The 15,278-nt window shown below is 66.9% G+C and carries 14 protein-coding genes; 6 read left to right on the forward strand and 8 right to left on the reverse strand.

Features of this window, described 5'->3' with window-relative positions:
* From ACPTTF_RS23220 to ACPTTF_RS23230, 3 genes are all read left to right on the forward strand, one after another.
* On the forward strand, nt 1–1,278 hold the full coding sequence (locus ACPTTF_RS23220; protein WP_166951833.1) for a c-type cytochrome: 1,278 nt from the start codon (nt 1–3) through the stop codon (nt 1,276–1,278).
* A 185-nt stretch (nt 1,279–1,463) separates the two neighbouring features.
* Nucleotides 1,464–1,883 (forward strand): DoxX family protein, encoded by a 420-nt coding sequence (locus ACPTTF_RS23225; protein ID WP_166951836.1) that lies wholly within the window; start codon nt 1,464–1,466, stop codon nt 1,881–1,883.
* Nucleotides 1,884–1,946: 63 nt separating this feature from the next.
* Nucleotides 1,947–3,053 (forward strand): porin, encoded by a 1,107-nt coding sequence (locus ACPTTF_RS23230; RefSeq protein ID WP_423368378.1) that lies wholly within the window; start codon nt 1,947–1,949, stop codon nt 3,051–3,053.
* 88 nt (nt 3,054–3,141) lie between these two features.
* Here ACPTTF_RS23230 and ACPTTF_RS23235 read toward each other — a convergent pair whose 3' ends face one another.
* From ACPTTF_RS23235 to ACPTTF_RS23245, 3 genes are all read right to left on the reverse strand, one after another.
* The gene (locus tag ACPTTF_RS23235; protein ID WP_423368379.1) at nt 3,142–3,684 is read right to left on the reverse strand and encodes a cysteine hydrolase family protein; all 543 of its coding nucleotides are present in this window, start codon (nt 3,682–3,684) and stop codon (nt 3,142–3,144) included.
* A 229-nt stretch (nt 3,685–3,913) separates the two neighbouring features.
* Nucleotides 3,914–5,233: an MFS transporter gene (locus ACPTTF_RS23240; protein ID WP_423368380.1), complete on the reverse strand. Its 1,320-nt coding sequence runs from the start codon at nt 5,231–5,233 to the stop codon at nt 3,914–3,916.
* Nucleotides 5,234–5,277: 44 nt separating this feature from the next.
* Complete coding sequence (locus tag ACPTTF_RS23245) at nt 5,278–6,462, reverse strand: M20 aminoacylase family protein (protein WP_423368381.1); 1,185 nt, start codon at nt 6,460–6,462, stop codon at nt 5,278–5,280.
* Nucleotides 6,463–6,644: 182 nt separating this feature from the next.
* Between ACPTTF_RS23245 and ACPTTF_RS23250 the strand changes: the two genes are divergently transcribed.
* Together ACPTTF_RS23250 and ACPTTF_RS23255 are read left to right on the forward strand one after the other, a co-directional pair.
* Nucleotides 6,645–7,547, forward strand: a complete 903-nt coding sequence (locus ACPTTF_RS23250; RefSeq protein WP_423368382.1) for a LysR substrate-binding domain-containing protein — start codon at nt 6,645–6,647, stop codon at nt 7,545–7,547.
* 209 nt (nt 7,548–7,756) lie between these two features.
* Complete coding sequence (locus ACPTTF_RS23255; protein ID WP_006478890.1) at nt 7,757–8,077, forward strand: pyrimidine/purine nucleoside phosphorylase; 321 nt, start codon at nt 7,757–7,759, stop codon at nt 8,075–8,077.
* 90 nt (nt 8,078–8,167) lie between these two features.
* On the opposite strand, the gene ACPTTF_RS23260 is transcribed toward ACPTTF_RS23255, so the two are convergent.
* From ACPTTF_RS23260 to ACPTTF_RS23275, 4 genes are all read right to left on the reverse strand, one after another.
* A complete protein-coding gene (locus ACPTTF_RS23260) occupies nt 8,168–8,503 on the reverse strand; it encodes a hypothetical protein (RefSeq protein ID WP_081436670.1) in 336 nt (111 codons plus the stop codon).
* 480 nt (nt 8,504–8,983) lie between these two features.
* Nucleotides 8,984–10,771: a chloride channel protein gene (locus ACPTTF_RS23265; protein ID WP_423368383.1), complete on the reverse strand. Its 1,788-nt coding sequence runs from the start codon at nt 10,769–10,771 to the stop codon at nt 8,984–8,986.
* A gap of 20 nt (nt 10,772–10,791) precedes the next feature.
* On the reverse strand, nt 10,792–11,205 hold the full coding sequence (locus ACPTTF_RS23270) for a MarR family winged helix-turn-helix transcriptional regulator (protein ID WP_085037382.1): 414 nt from the start codon (nt 11,203–11,205) through the stop codon (nt 10,792–10,794).
* 132 nt (nt 11,206–11,337) lie between these two features.
* Nucleotides 11,338–12,513 carry an HPP family protein gene (locus ACPTTF_RS23275; protein ID WP_423368384.1) on the reverse strand — a complete coding sequence of 392 codons (1,176 nt, stop codon included), beginning with the start codon at nt 12,511–12,513 and terminating at the stop codon, nt 11,338–11,340.
* 364 nt (nt 12,514–12,877) lie between these two features.
* Between ACPTTF_RS23275 and ACPTTF_RS23280 the strand changes: the two genes are divergently transcribed.
* Complete coding sequence (locus tag ACPTTF_RS23280) at nt 12,878–13,852, forward strand: LysR family transcriptional regulator (protein ID WP_423368385.1); 975 nt, start codon at nt 12,878–12,880, stop codon at nt 13,850–13,852.
* 49 nt (nt 13,853–13,901) lie between these two features.
* On the opposite strand, the gene ACPTTF_RS23285 is transcribed toward ACPTTF_RS23280, so the two are convergent.
* Nucleotides 13,902–15,266 carry an MFS transporter gene (locus tag ACPTTF_RS23285; RefSeq protein ID WP_423368386.1) on the reverse strand — a complete coding sequence of 455 codons (1,365 nt, stop codon included), beginning with the start codon at nt 15,264–15,266 and terminating at the stop codon, nt 13,902–13,904.
* Between the last annotated feature and the right edge of the window lie 12 nt (nt 15,267–15,278).

Below are 15,278 nucleotides of genomic sequence, written 5' to 3' on the forward strand. Positions count from 1 at the left end.
GTGCGGAAATCTACTCTCACCTTCCTCCTCGCCGGCTGTCTCGCGCTGCCGGGCCTCGCACGCGCGGCCGATGCCGCCGATCCGGCGCTGGTCAAGCGCGGCGAATATCTCGCGGTCGCGGGCGACTGCATGGCGTGCCACACCGCGAAGGGCGGCAAGCCGTTCGCGGGCGGTCTCGGCATGCCGATCCCGATGCTCGGCAAGATCTATACGAGCAACATCACGCCCGATCCCGAGACGGGCATCGGCAACTGGACGGCCGAGGACTTCGAGCGCGCGGTGCGCCACGGGGTGTCGAAGAACGGCGACAACCTGTATCCGGCGATGCCGTACGTGTCGTACGCGAAGATCAACGACGACGACGTGCAGGCGCTGTACGCGTACTTCATGCACGGCGTCGAGCCGGTCAAGCAGGCGCCGCCGAAGAACGAGATCCCCGCGCTGCTGAGCATGCGCTGGCCGCTGAAGATCTGGAACTGGCTGTTCCTGAAGGACGGCGCGTACGAGCCGAAGCCGGCGCAGAGTGCCGAGTGGAACCGCGGCGCGTATCTCGTCCAGGGTCTTGCCCACTGCAGCACGTGCCACACGCCGCGCGGCATCGCGATGCAGGAGAAGTCGCTCGACGAGACGGGCGGCAGCTTCCTGTCGGGTTCGGTGCTCGCGGGCTGGGACGGCTACAACATCACGTCCGACGCCAACGCGGGGATCGGCGGCTGGACGCAGCAGCAACTCGTCCAGTACCTGCGCACCGGCAGCGTGCCGGGTCTCGCGCAGGCGGCCGGCCCGATGGCCGAGGCGGTCGAGCACAGCTTCTCGAAGATGACCGAAGCCGACATCGGCGCGATCTCGACGTACATTCGCACGGTGCCGGCAGTCGCCGGCGGCGACGCGAAGCAGTCGCGCTCGTCGTGGGGCAAGCCGGCCGAGGACGGCCTGACGCTGCGCGGCGTCGCGCTCGCGTCGTCGGGCATCGATCCGGCACGGCTGTATCTCGGCAACTGCGCGACCTGCCACCAGATGCAGGGCAAGGGCACGCCGGACGGCTATTACCCGCCGCTGTTCCACAACTCGACGGTCGGCGCACCGAATCCGACCAACCTCGTGCAGGTGATCCTGAACGGTGTGCAGCGCAAGGCCGGCAGCGAGGACGTCGGGATGCCGGCGTTCCGCCACGAGCTGTCGGATGCGCAGATCGCCGCGCTGACGAACTACCTGACCGGGCAGTTCGGCAATCCGGCCGCGAAGGTGACCGAGCAGGACGTCGCGAAGCTGCGCTGATGCGGCACGCGACGAAGCAGGGCGATAACTGACCAGAGGAGGAGCACTGCACATCGGGTTGTTACCCGATGCCGGTTGTTGCAGAGCGGGGCGGGCGGCGCAGGCGGCCACCCGTCCTGGTTCATTCGCAATCCGGTGCGCCGGGCGTGTTTGCGCCATGCGCATCGCTTTCGTTGATCGACACCATGACACCGAATCAACCGTTTCTCGCGTCCCAGCGCGATGTGCTGCTGCTGCTTGCCCGGATCCTGCTCGTGATCCTGTTCGTGATGTTCGGCTGGAAGAAGATCGTCGACTTCCCCGGGACCATCGCGTTCATGGGTTCGGAGGGCGCGCCCGCGCCGATCATCTCCGCCGCGATCTCCGTCGTGATGGAGCTGTTCGTCGGGATCGCGATCCTGGTCGGCTTCCAGACGCGCCCGCTCGCGCTGCTGCTGGCGCTCTATACGATCGGCACCGGCATCATCGGCCATCACTACTGGACGATGACGGGCGGCGAGCAGATCAACAACATGATTCATTTCTACAAGAACATCGCGATCTCCGGCGGCCTGCTTTCGCTTTGCGCGGCGGGCCCCGGGCGTTTTTCGATCGATCGCGGATAAACAGACCCTGGGCGAGCGCATGGGGCGCGCGCCGGAAGGTCGAGACTCCGAGGGGGCATCATTTTGCGACTCAAACATTTCGCATGGCTGATCGCGGCCGCCACACCGGCGGCCGCTTTTGCACAGACGAGCGTGACGCTGTACGGCCGCGTCGACGGCGGCATCGAATACCTGAACCACATCGCGCAGCCGAACGGCGGCAGCGCGACCCGCTGGAGCGCCGAAAGCGGCGACTGGGGCACCAGCATGTTCGGGCTGAAGGGCATCGAGGATCTCGGCGGCGGGCTGTCGACGGTCTTCGACCTGGAAACCGCGTTCCAGGTGATGAACGGCCAGACGGGCGGCGGGCGCATGTGGTCGCGGCGTGCGTATGTCGGGCTGAAGAGCAACACGTGGGGCCAGCTGCAGGCCGGCCGCAACCTGTTCATCGACAGCGACGGCGTGTGGGAATTCGACCCGTTCGTGCAGCAGGCGTTTTCGTCGGCATCGCTCGTGCGCGGCCGCAACTGGCAGCAGACCAGCAACAACATCGAGTATCACAGCCCGGTGATCGGCGGCTTCGACGTGCAGGCGCAATACGCGTTCGGCAACCAGTCGCGCGGCTTCAACTACGGCGCGGCCGACGACTTCGGCCGCTCGGACGGGATCATGATCTCGTACCACTCGCCATTGCTCGACGTGCGCGGCATCTACGATGAACTGCGCGACAACAACGGCAAGTTCAGCAACATCTTCACCGCGTCGCGCGAGTATTTCGTCGGCGCGAACGTCAAGGTGTCGAAGTTCAAGATCCAGGGCGCGTATACGCACTACCAGGCGCCGGACAGCCCGGCCGGTGTGGCCGATCGCGCCGATCACTACTGGCTCGGCGCGACCTATTCGGCGACGCCGCAATGGGCCGTGACGGGCGGCGGTTACTACGTGAAGGTGGGCGACGGCGGCGGCGACGCGTCGCACGATCCGTCGGGGCACGCGATGATGTACGTGCTCGGCACCACGTACAACCTGTCGAAGCGCACGTTCCTGTATGGCACGGTTGCGTATGTGCGCAACGGCGGCAACTCGAACTTCTCGCTGCTCGCGACGCCGCGCGACGCGACGTCGGGCACGAGCCCGATGACGGGCGAGTCGCAGACTGGCGCGTATGTGGGGATGATGCATACGTTCTGAGCGGCGAAGGTATACGACTTGTACACAACAACGCACGGGCGGTTGCCGTCCGTGCGTTGTTGCGTTTACGGCGCGTGGCAGGCGCCGGTCAGAATCCGCACGCGTCGGTCGACGTCAGCGTCGCGAACGGACCATTAAGCGTCGCATTGTGATGCGCGACGATCCGCTCGGCCGGCAGTTCGGGCGTATCCATGCAGGTGTGCGCGTCGGCGACGAGCACCGCGCGAAAACCGAGATCGGCGGCCGCACGACACGTGGTATCGACGCAGTACTGCGTCTTCATCCCCGCAATCACGATCTCGCCGATGCCGGCCGCATGCAGCCACTCGGCGAGCGGTGTGCCGGTGAAGCAGCTCGACCGCGTTTTGGCGAACACGGTATCGCGGGCAGCATCGATCGCGAGTTCCGGCAGCAGTGCGGTCAGCGGCGAGTCGGGTGCAATCGGCGAACCGGCGGGCCCGGTGTGCCGGACGGCGAACACGGGCGCACCGGCTTCATGCGCGCGATCGATCAACCGGTTGATGTTCGCGAGCACGCGCTCGCCGTCGTACGGACGCTCGGGGCCGTGAAACAGGCCGACCTGCATGTCGACGACGAGCAGCGCGCGTTTCGGGGAAGAGACTTCGGGCATTGCGTTTCTCCTGAATGACCGATACGGACGGAGAAACGACAAGACCCCGTCCGGAACCGGCGGGGCCTGTGAGGGGTTGCGCTACGACCTTGCGCGCACTCGCCGCACGAGCCCGCCGAAGGCGGTCGTGCGCGTCGTGGTCGAGAAGGTGGTCGTGGTGTGGCGCATGGAGCGATCATGCACGATGCGCGCACACCACGTCAATCGCGCATCCGGCATCGGCCGCCGGTCAGTCGAGCGCCTTCCCGGCTTTTTCGTCCATGCAGCGGATGGCAAGCAGCGTGAACACACCGCAACCAATCGCATACCACGCAGGCGCATTCGGGTTGCCGGTCGCCGCGATCAGCCACGTGACGAAGAACTGCGCGAAGCCGCCGAAGATCGCGACGCCCACGCTGTACACGAGTGCGCCGCCAGTCGCGCGCACCGCACGCGGGAACAGTTCGCCGAGCATCGCGCCGGTCGCGCCGATGTTGATCGCGTGCACGATCGACAGCGCGGCGATGATCGACAGCAACGAGGCGGCGCCCGGCCAGCGGTTCAGCGCGATGAACGCCGGATAGATCGAGGCCATCAGCACGATGCGCGTCCACCACACGATCCGGTTGCGCCCGTAGACGTCGGACAGGTGGCCGCCGATCGGCGTCACGAGCATCAGGATCGCGCCCGCGACGCAGCCGGCCGTCATCGACAGCCAGGTCGGCAGGTGCAGCACCTGCACGCCGTAGATCGCCATGTAGAACACGATGATGTAGTGGATCGACGTGCCGCCGATCGTCACGCCGAGGCCCGCGAACACGGCCTTGCCGTGATGGCGCAGCACGTCGGCGAGCGGCAGCGATGCGACCGGCTCGTCGTGCGTGGCGGCGGGCACGGCGGCCGGCACTTCCTCGACGGTGCGGCGCAGCCAGTAGCCGAGCGGCACGAACAGCGTGCCGATGATGAACGGTACGCGCCAGCCCCAGCTTTCGAGCTGCGCGGCATTCAGCGTCGACGTCAGCGCGACGCCCGTCAGCGCACCGGCGAGCGCGGCGAGCCCCTGGCTCGAGAACTGGAACGATGCGTAGAAGCCGCGACGATGCTGCGGCGCCTGTTCGAGCAGCAGCGTCGTCGACGCACCGACTTCGCCGCCCGACGCGAACCCTTGCAGCAGGCGCGCGAGCACGAGCAGCAGCGGGGCGGCGAGGCCGACCTGCGCGAAGGTCGGCGCGACGGCGATCGTCGCGGTGCCGAGCGCCATCAGCAGCAGCGTGAGGATCATCGCCTTCTTGCGGCCGGCGCGGTCGGCATACATGCCGATCACGAGCCCCCCGAGCGGACGCGTGACGAAGCCGACGCCGAAGCTCGCGACCGCGAGCATCAATTGCCCGAACGGCGAATGCACGGGAAAGAACAGCTTGCCGATCAGGATTGCGAAGAAGCTGTAGACCGTGAAGTCGTAGAACTCGAGCGCGTTGCCGACGGCGGCGGCCGCGATCAGCCGGCGTTTCTTCGCGGCGGCGCGTGCATCGACCGGCGTGCCGGCGAGCGAAAGGGCGGACGTTTCCATGTGGGGCTCCCCCGGTTGGCGCGAAACGATGGGATGAAGGGCCGTCAGGCCGCGAGCCAGGCTTCGGCGATGCGAACCCAGTAGCTCGCGCCGATCGCGAGAATGTCGTCGTTGAAGTCGTAGCCGGGGTTGTGCACCATGCAGCCGCCCTTGCTGCCGATCCCGTTGCCGATGAATGCATAGCAGCCGGGGCGCGCTTCGAGCATGAACGCGAAGTCCTCGCTGCCCATCAGCGGCGCGGCGTCCGTTTCGACGCGCTCGGCGCCGAGCATCCGGCGCGCGATGTCGGCCGCGAACGCAGTCGGCTCCGCGTGATTGACGAGCACCGGGTAGCCGTAGTCGTAGTCGACTTCCGCCGTGACGCCGAAGCTTTCCGCCTGGCCTTTCACGAGCGCCTCGATGCGGCGCGCGAGCAGCGCGCGTACGTCGGCGTTCAGCGCACGCACCGACAGTTTCATCACGACGGTTTCGGGAATGATGTTGAACGTCTCGCCGGCCTGCACGCTGCCGACCGTGATCACGGCCGCATGTTGCGCATCGACCTCTCGTGCGACGATCGTCTGCAGCGCGACCATGATGCTGCCCGCGGCCGACATCGGATCGCGCGCGAAATGCGGCATCGCGCCGTGACCGCCGACCCCGCGCAGCGTGATCGTCACGCGGTCGGCCGACGCCATCGCGGCGCCGGTGCGGAAGGCCATGTCGCCGGCTGCGCGGCCCGGCATGTTGTGGATCGCGAAGATCGCGTCGCACGGGAAACGATCGAACAGGCCGTCGTCCATCATCGATTTCGCGCCGCCGAAGTTTTCTTCGGCCGGCTGGAAGATCAGGTTCAGCGTGCCGGAGAACTGGCGCGTTGCCGCGAGGTGTCGCGCCGCGCACAGCAGCATCGCGGTGTGGCCGTCGTGGCCGCACGCATGCATCTTGTTCGCATGGCGGCTCGCGTACGGCAGGCCCGTGGCCTCCGCGAGCGGCAGGGCATCCATGTCGGCGCGCAGCCCGACCGTGCGCGTGCCTTGCCCTTCGCGCAGCACGCCGACCACGCCCGTCTTGCCGATGCCGCGATGCACTTCATAACCCCAGCCGGTGAGCAGCTCGGCAACGAGATCGCTCGTGAGCGTTTCCTCGAACGCGAGTTCGGGGTGAGCGTGGATGCGGCGGCGCACCTCGACCAGCTCGGGTGCGATCGCGGCGATACCGGGGATGACGGGGTTCACGGCTTGCAGCATGGTGTCTCCTGGGGGGCAGGTGGGGTGCTTGGCGCACATATGACGAGCAAGCATATAAATTTCTTTTGCGTACCAGAAGCTGATAAATTGCTTTGGTGCTCACCACCGGTTGCCGCTCGGGAATACCCTGAGCCGGTGTGTGCCGTGCAGCACAGGGTTTCCACGGATCACGCGTCGCCGCCATGAAATACCATCAGCTGAAAGCGTTCGTCACCGTCGCGGAAGAGGGGAGCATTCGCGCGGCCGCGCGGCGCCTGAACGTGTCCCCGGCGGCACTGACGAAGGCGGTCAAGGAACTGGAGATCGCGCTCGGCGTGTCGCTTGTCGTGCGCACCGCGCGCGGCGTACAGCTCACCGCGTTCGGCCAGCAATTGCAGGTGCGCGCGCGGCTGATCGTCGCCGAAATGCAGCGCGCCCGCGATGACATCGAGCAAGCGCAGGGCGCGATGACGGGCTCCGTCGCGGCAGCGGTCACGCCGGCCGCCGCGGTGACGATCCTGCCCGATGCGTTTCGCGCGTTCCGGCGGCGTTATCCGGTGGCGCGCGTCAGTATCGTCGAAGGGTTTCCGGGCGTCGCGCTGCCGCGGCTGCACGACGGCTCGCTCGATTTCGCGGTGGCCGTCGTCGTGCCCGAACTGCTGGCCGCGGAGTTCGATCATGCCGAACTGTATTCGAGCCGTTCGCTGATCGTCGCGCGCAAGGGGCATCCGCTCGCATCGGCCACGTCGCTCGCCGATCTCGTCGAAGCCGACTGGCTGATGAATCCGTCACCCGAAAGCTCGACGCAGGTGCTGTTCAATTCGTTCGTCGCCTACGGGTTGCCGGTGCCGGCGCGCGTCGTCGAATGCCCGAGCTTCGGGCTCGCGCGCAGCCTGATGATGGGCTGCGACCTGATTGCATCGATGCCCGAGCAGCTGCTGCAGGGCGAGTGGGCGCGCGACCAGTTCGCGATCCTGCCGATCCGCGAGCGGTTGCCGGCCGTATCGGTGCAGGTCATCACGCGTCGCGACAGCCCGCTGACGCCGGCCGCGGCGATGCTGCTCGATTGCCTGCGCGATTCCGCGAGGCGCAAGGGGCTGCTGTGAACCCGTACACGCGGTCAGCGGGTGTCATTGAATCGGGATCCTGACGATCAGGTGTGTTGCGTTGCCGTCTTCCGGCAGGCATGTGGCTTGTGCAGTGGGCACGTCATTCCGGCTCAGGCCGCGCGAGCCGGTATCATAGCGGCCGGCCCGCCGCTCCGGCCGGCCTCCAACAACATCGCCATCCGGCATCCAGTAATCAGAGGCATTTCATGACCAGTGCAACCCAATTCGACAACGTATCGGTCGTCAAGCGCGCGAACGTCTATTTCGACGGCAAGTGCGTGTCGCATACCGTGCTCTTCCCGGACGGCACGCGCAAGACGCTCGGCGTGATCCTGCCGTGCGCGCTCAACTTCGGCACCGATGCGCCCGAATTGATGGAAGTGCAGGCCGGCAAGTGCCGCGTGAAGCTCGACGGCAGCAGCGAATGGCAAACCTACGGCGCCGGCGAATCGTTCTCGGTGCCGGGCAAGAGCCGCTTCGACATCGAAGTGCTCGAGACGCTCGATTACGTCTGCAGTTACCTGTAAAACGCACACGCGCAGCAAAAGAAAAGCCCCGCCGAAGCGGGGCTTGTCACAAGCGGATAGCGCCAAGGCCATCCGAAGCGCCTGTTCTCGTTACAGGCAGGCGTTGATGTCGCCGGCCGACGATGCATCGCCACCGCGGAAACCAACCCAGGTCTTTGCGTTGGCGGCGTTGGCCGGGCGCACGATGGCCGCGGCGCCATTCGGCGGCTGCTGGCCCGGTGCATACACGGCCATCGCGAGGCCGTTTGCGAGTTCATACTGCGACGTCACTTGTTGCTGCGACTTGTCGGCCCAGGTCTTGGCGATGCACTGCGCGACCTGGTCGGCGGGTTTCTGGCTTTGTCCCACGTTTTGGAGGGCAGAATCAGCTGCATGAGCAGAAAATGCCACGGTCAATGCGATGAGCGGTAAGTATTTTGCGTTCACGTTATCTCCCTCGAGTCGTGATTGATTGAGTGGGATGCGCAGCAGGACTGCGTAACAGTGAGATTGCATCGGACAAGCACGGTTCCGGCTATTCCGAAACAAGTTGTTAACGCGCTTGCCAAATGGCGGCTCCGATGCTGTGCACTTTGCTGCGGCACGGCATGCATCGTGTGCGGCACGACGTCATGCGCTGCGTGGTCGGCGCGCTGCCCGGTCGTGTGGTGACGTGACGGTCGCGGCGAGCGGCATGCGTCTGCATGCCGTGCCGCAACTCTTTATTTGATTGCGCAGTGGAATGGCTGATTGTTGGCCCCGTCGCATGAGCACCATGATGACAAACTTTCGTCGGTCGAATTGTTAACCAACTTTAAACACGGAAAGCGACGGAATGCGATGCGGCACGCGAGGGGCGTGTCGCATCGTGCGGAGCGTTGACGCGAGCGGGTCGTGCGCGGCGAGGGTGCCGCGCAGCGCAGTGGGTCAGCCGGCCTTGCGCGCGCCGATGTCGCGCAGGTTGGCCGGGACGATCGGGCGGAAACGCTCGCGCTTCTGTTCGTCGTCGAAGTGTTGGAGCGCGGGCTTGATCAGGTCGCTGCGCGACACGATGCCGGTGATGCGCAGCGATTGCTCGTCGGCGACGACGGGCAGGCGCTCGAGCCCGAGCATCGCGAGTCGCGACGCGACGACACGGCACGTTTCGTGCGCCTGGGCGACCGCCGGCGCACGGTTGGCGAACGCGCCCGAGATCGGCGTGTCGGCCGCGGCCTGTGCGCGCTGCGCATCGAGTGTCGCGCGATCGACGAGACCGAGCAGGCGGCCGTTCTGCACGACCGGGTACGCACGGTGCGTCTGCTTCGCGCCGAAGTACTGCGACTCGACGGTATCGAGCGTCGCTGCGCCGTCGATCGCGACGAGCCGCTCGGCGGACGTCATTACTTCGCCGATGTCGTGCCGCTCGAGCGGATCGACGCCGTATTCGCGATAGATGTGATAACCGCGGCGCGCGATCTTTTCCGTCATGATCGAGCGCTTCATCACGATGGTCGAGAAACCGTGCGCGACGAGCGTCGCCGCGAGCAGCGGCAGCAGCGCGTTCGCGTCGTGCGTGAGGCCGAACGCGAACACGATCGCGGTCAGCGGGGCGCCGAGCGTGGCGCCGAGCGTCGCGGCCATGCACACGAGCGGCCACAGCGCCGGATCGCCGCCCGGCAGCATCGGCGACAGCACGGTGCCGAGGCCGGCGCCGAGCATCAACAACGGGGCGAGCACACCGCCCGACGTGCCCGAGCCGAGCGCGATCACCCACATCACCGCCTTCACGATCAGCAGCGCGAGCGCGATCTTCAAGGCGATGTGCTGGTGCAGCAGGTCGCCGATCACGTCGTAGCCGACGCCGAGCGCGCGCGGCTCGAGCCAGCCGCCGATGCCGATCACGATCGCGCCGAGCGCGGGCCACCACATCCAGTGCACGGGCAGCTTCGCGAAGGTGTCCTCGACGCGGTAGAGTGCCGCCGACAGGCCGCACGCGAGCATGCCCGACAGCAGGCCCGCGACGATGCACGACAGCAGCGCGACAGGTGTCGGCGCGGCCGTCGTCAGCGGAAACAGCGGATCGACGCCGAAGAACACCGCGCGGGCGAACCCGGCCACGGCGCACGCCAGCGCGACCGGCAGGAAACTGCGCGGACGCCATTCGAACAGCAGCAATTCGACCGCGAGCAGCACGGCGGCGACCGGCGTGCCGAACACGGCTGTCATGCCGGCGGCCGCACCGGCGACGAGCAGCGTCTTGCGCTCGGCGGCGGTCACGTGCACGCACTGCGCGATCAGCGAGCCGAGCGCGCCGCCCGTCATGATGATCGGGCCTTCCGCGCCGAACGGGCCGCCGCTGCCGATCACGACGCCGGACGACAGCGGCTTGAGGATCGCGACCTTCGGCGACATGCGGCTCTTGCCGAACAGGATCGCCTCGATCGCTTCGGGAATGCCGTGGCCGCGGATCTTTTCCGAACCGAAGCGCGCCATCATCCCGACGATCAGCCCGCCGATTACCGGGATCACGATCACCCATGCGCCCAGCGTGTTGTTCGCGGGCGAGCGGTCGACGAACGAGAACTGCTGGAAGAAAAACAGGTTCGTGAACAGATGGATCAGGCTCAACAGCACGAACGCGGCAAGCGTGCTGAGCAGGCCGATCCCGGCGGCAAGCAACGCGATCCTGGGCAGGCGTTCGTTGGTCGAGAAATCGCGTTTGTGTGGTGCGTTCATCGGAGTGGAAAAAGCAAGGGTCAGTAATCGATCTGCGGAACCTGGAACGCGTCCTTGAGCGACTTCAGCTCGGCGCGATGCATGGCCGCGAGGCGGGCGAGCAGCGTCTCGCCGGCCGGTTCGAGGTGGACCTCGACCTGCCGGCGATCCGCTTCACTCGTCTTGCGCTTCACGAGGCCGAGCGCTTCGCAGCGCGTGACCAGTGCGACGACACCGTGATGCTGCGCCTGCAGGCGTTCCGCGAGTTCGCCGATGGTCGCCCATTCGCGATGCGGGTAGCCCTTGATGTGCAGCAACAGCAGGTATTGCAGCGGCGTCACGCCTTCGCTTTGCGCGGCGCGCTCGGAGAAGCGCTCGAAGCGGCGCATCTGGTAGCGGAACTCGGACAGTTGCTGGAAATCGCTTTTCGCCAGCGCGCGTCGGGTATCGTTCATCGGGTGCGGTCGGTCAGTCAGTTTCGGTAGCGGCAAATATATCACAACATGATATAAATGGCCGAATTGTGGCGAGTGGAATGCATTCCGCGTTGCGCCGGCCGTTACATGGCGTTACGTACGCTGCACGCGTTACGCGGCCTCGAGCATTTGCGTCTGCCGATAAAGGCCCGTGACGAGATCCGTCTGGGTAATGATCCCGACGAGCCGGTGCGATCCATCGACGACCGGAATGTGGTGGTGGCCCGAATGCGTAAACAGCGGGACGAGCGCGGTGATCGGCATCGCTTCCGGCACGCACACGACGTTGCGCGTCATCACGGATGCGACGCTCGCCGGCTGGCCGCCGAACGATTGCGGCAGCCGCGCGGACAGGCGCTGCCACAGCGGGGTCGGCCGGCGCAGCTGGCGTGTGAGGTCGGCACGCGTGACGATGCCGGTCAGGCGGCCTTCGCCGTCTATGACGGGCAGCGCCTTCACGCGGTGGCGGTCGAGCAGCGTGAGCGCGGCCATCACCGACGTCGACGGCGCGACTTCGATGGCATTCTTCGTCATCAGGTCGGCGCACGAGAGCTGGCCGAACGTGCGCGAATAGGCCTGCATCTCGGTTTCGCGCAGCAGCGCCTCCAGATCGTCCGGATCGACGTCGAGCCATTCGCCGCGGCGCTTCAGCACCGCGTCGAGGTCGCCGCGTGTGAAGCCGCCGCGCGCCGGTGCGGCGCCGCCTGCCTGCGGTTTCGCTTCGGGACGCACGCCGCCGTGCGGGTAGCGGTGCCCGGTCAGCGCGTGATAGGCGAGTGCGGCCGACAGGAGGATGGCCGATTGCAGTGCGATCGGCTCCAGCACGAAGCTGAACCCGAGCGCATGGATCGCGGGGCCGCCGACCACGGCCGTGAGCGCGACGGCGCCCGACGGCGGGTGCACGCAGCGCAGCGCGAACATGCCGCCGATCGCGCACGCGATCGCGACCGCGGCGGCCGTGATCGGATCGGCGATCCATTGTGCGCAAGCGACACCGACCGTCGCCGCGACGAGATTGCCGCCGATGATCGACCACGGCTGCGCGAGCGGACTCGCGGGCACCGCGAACAGCAGCACGGCCGACGCACCCATCGGCGCGACGAGCAGCGGCACGAGGCCCGGCACGCCAGGCAGCAGTCGCATCGTCGCGCCGACCGTCGCGATGCCGACGAGCGCGCCCGCGCACGAACGCAGGCGCTCGCGCCAGCCCAGCGACATCGGATGAGGAATGAAGCTGTGCAGCCATTGCCGCAACGTGCGGCGCGACGAAGGGGAACCTGACGACATGGACGGTAAGCGGTAAAAGTGACAGCGCGGGACGCGCGCAGCGACAAGCCGCGAATTATATCGCGTTGTGATACAAATTGTCGCGCTGCATCAAGCCGTTGCACGTGCGCGACGCACATGTCTTGCAAAAACCTTTCATCCGATGAAAGGTTGCGGGCCGGGCAATCGCGCAAATTTGTCTGCAGCGGCGTACAATTCGGGCCACTGAATCCCCCGTCATGCCAGAACCCCGTACGCGATGCCCGCTCTCCCGCCTTTCCCCCGGCACGGTGATCGACTCGACGTGGTTCGCGGCTGCGTTCCGTTCCCCACCTGACGCGAGCGCTGCCGACGCCTCCCCACTGACTCTCCCCAAGCCAATTCAATGGACATGCTCGAAAACATGCGCCTGTTCGTGCGCGTTGTCGAAGCCGGCAGTTTTACTGCGGTCGCGAAGGAAATCGACGCGACCACCGCGCAGGTGTCGCGCGCGGTATCGAACCTCGAAGCGCACGTACAGACGCGCCTGCTGCATCGCACGACGCGCCACCTCGGCCTCACCGAAAGCGGCGAACGCTATTTCGAGCGCGCGAAATCGATCCTCGCGGAAATCGACTATGCGAACGCGGAGGCGCGCAACGCACTGCTGCGGCCGAGCGGCAAGATGCGCATCCATGCGATGACGGGGCTCGGGCAGAGTCATGTCGTGTCGTCGATCGTCCGCTACCAGGAGGACAACCCCGACGTGTCGGTCGAGCTGACGCTCGCGCAGCGGATGCCGAATCTCGTCGAGGAGGGCTATGACGTATCGATCGTGACGGCGTCGCAACTGCCCGATTCGGGCTATGTCGCGCAGACCTGCGGTACGAGCTGCAGCGTGCTCGTCGCGTCGCGCGAATACCTGGCGCGCCACGGCACGCCGCAGTCGCCCGACGAATTGCCGAACCATGTGTGTCTGCGGCTGGACACGCCCGCCTCGCCGGCCGGCGAATGGCGGCTCGAGCGCAACGATGGCGAGGAGGCCGTCTACGCGCTGCAGCCCGCGCCGTTCCAGGTCAACGTGCCGGACGCGCTGTGTGTCGCGGTGCGCGCCGGGCGCGGAATCGCATGCGTCGCGCTGTATACGGTGCTCGACGACATCCGCGAAGGGCGGCTGATCCGCGTGTTGCCCGAGTATCGGCTGCAGACGGTGAGCGTGTATGCCGTCTACGCGACGCGCCGCTATCTCGATGCGAAGATCCGCACGTTCCTAGATCACCTGCGCACGACGCTCACGCCCGCGCTGGAAAACGACCTGCGCGAACTCGACCGGCTGACGACCGAACAGACGCAGACGCCGGGCGGCCGCAAGCGCGCCTGACGATCCGCGCGGCCACGTGCCGCGCGATCCGCACATGCCGCGGCGATGTTCACGCGCGCGGCGCGATGCGAATCCGCTCGAAGCGTCCCGCGAGCCACGCATAGGCGGCGATGCCGAGCAGCCCGTGCGCGGCGACGAACCACAATGCGCCGGCGAACGAGCCCGTGCTGGCGACGAAATAGCCGATCACGAGCGGCGTGACGATCCCGGCGATGTTGCCGAGACCGTTGAATACGCCGCCGCTCAGGCCGACCATCCCTTCCGGCGCCGTGTCGGCGAGCACGGCCCAGCCGACTGCCGCGAGCCCCTTGCCGAAGAACGCGATCGTCATCAGTGCGATCACGACCGCGTTCGACGATGCACCGTTGGCGAGCACGAGCAGCGTCGCCATCGCCATCCCCACGACGAACGGCGTCTTGCGCGCCTTCGACGGATGCATGCCGCGCCGGATCAGCCAGTCCGACAGCACGCCGCCGAGCACGCCGCCGGTGAAGCCGCAGATCGCCGGCAGCGCGGCGACCCAGCCGGCCTCCATGATCGTCATCCCGCGCCCCTTGATCAGGTAGATCGGGAACCACGTGATGAAGAAGTAGGTGAGCGCCGTGATGCAGTACTGGCCGATGTAGATTGCCCACAGGTTCCGGTGACGAAACAGTTGCGACACGTCGTGCCACGACACGCGAGGCCGATGGCGTACGCGGTTCGCTTCGAGATCGACGAGCGCGCCGTGCGCGCGCAGGTAGTCGCGCTCCGCGTCGCTGACACGCGGGTGGCCGTGCGGCTCGCGATACCACGCGAACCACAGCGCGGCGAGCGCGATGCCGAGCATCCCCATCCACAGGAACACGTGCTCCCAGCCGAGCGTGTGCGTGAGCCATGCCATCGCGGGCGTGAACAGCACGACCGCCATGTACTGCGCGGAATTGAACAGCGCCGACGCCGTGCCGCGTTCGGCGGTCGGGAACCAGCATGCGACGATTCTCGAGTTGGCCGGGAACGCCGGCGATTCGACGAGGCCGAGCATGAAGCGCATGACGAACAGCGCGAGCGTGGCGGCCGCGCCCTGCACGGCGAGCCCGCCGACCGTGCCCTGCAGCATCGTGAAGACCGACCACAGCAGCAGGCTCAGGCCGTACACGCGTCGTGCGCCGAAACGGTCGAGCAGCCAGCCGCCCGGGATCTGGCCGATCGCATAGGCCCACGCGAACGCGGAAAAGACGATGCCGAGCTGCACGGGCGTCAGCCCGAGATCGTGCGCGACGCCGGTGCCGGCGATCGACATCGTCGCGCGATCCGCATAGTTGATGACGGTGACCGCGAAAATCAGCGCGAGGACCGCATAGCGGACGCGGCCGATCGTGCGCGAGGCGGCCGGCGACGTGGCGAGGGCGGCGTCGCTGGATCGATTGGGCATGCGTGTCTCCTG

This window comes from Burkholderia crassaminum, assembly GCF_964265005.1.
Taxonomy (GTDB): domain Bacteria; phylum Pseudomonadota; class Gammaproteobacteria; order Burkholderiales; family Burkholderiaceae; genus Burkholderia.

What these genes read in the sequence shown, in the direction of transcription:
- ACPTTF_RS23225 (WP_166951836.1), top strand. Translation starts at nt 1,464, where the DNA reads ATGACACCGAATCAACCGTTTCTCGCGTCCCAGCGCGATGTGCTGCTG.
- ACPTTF_RS23235 (WP_423368379.1), bottom strand. Translation starts at nt 3,684, where the DNA reads ATGCCCGAAGTCTCTTCCCCGAAACGCGCGCTGCTCGTCGTCGACATG.
- ACPTTF_RS23240 (WP_423368380.1), bottom strand. Translation starts at nt 5,233, where the DNA reads ATGGAAACGTCCGCCCTTTCGCTCGCCGGCACGCCGGTCGATGCACGC.
- ACPTTF_RS23245 (WP_423368381.1), bottom strand. Translation starts at nt 6,462, where the DNA reads ATGCTGCAAGCCGTGAACCCCGTCATCCCCGGTATCGCCGCGATCGCA.
- ACPTTF_RS23250 (WP_423368382.1), top strand. Translation starts at nt 6,645, where the DNA reads ATGAAATACCATCAGCTGAAAGCGTTCGTCACCGTCGCGGAAGAGGGG.
- ACPTTF_RS23255 (WP_006478890.1), top strand. Translation starts at nt 7,757, where the DNA reads ATGACCAGTGCAACCCAATTCGACAACGTATCGGTCGTCAAGCGCGCG.
- ACPTTF_RS23265 (WP_423368383.1), bottom strand. Translation starts at nt 10,771, where the DNA reads ATGAACGCACCACACAAACGCGATTTCTCGACCAACGAACGCCTGCCC.
- ACPTTF_RS23270 (WP_085037382.1), bottom strand. Translation starts at nt 11,205, where the DNA reads ATGAACGATACCCGACGCGCGCTGGCGAAAAGCGATTTCCAGCAACTG.
- ACPTTF_RS23275 (WP_423368384.1), bottom strand. Translation starts at nt 12,513, where the DNA reads ATGTCGTCAGGTTCCCCTTCGTCGCGCCGCACGTTGCGGCAATGGCTG.
- ACPTTF_RS23280 (WP_423368385.1), top strand. Translation starts at nt 12,878, where the DNA reads ATGGACATGCTCGAAAACATGCGCCTGTTCGTGCGCGTTGTCGAAGCC.
- ACPTTF_RS23285 (WP_423368386.1), bottom strand. Translation starts at nt 15,266, where the DNA reads ATGCCCAATCGATCCAGCGACGCCGCCCTCGCCACGTCGCCGGCCGCC.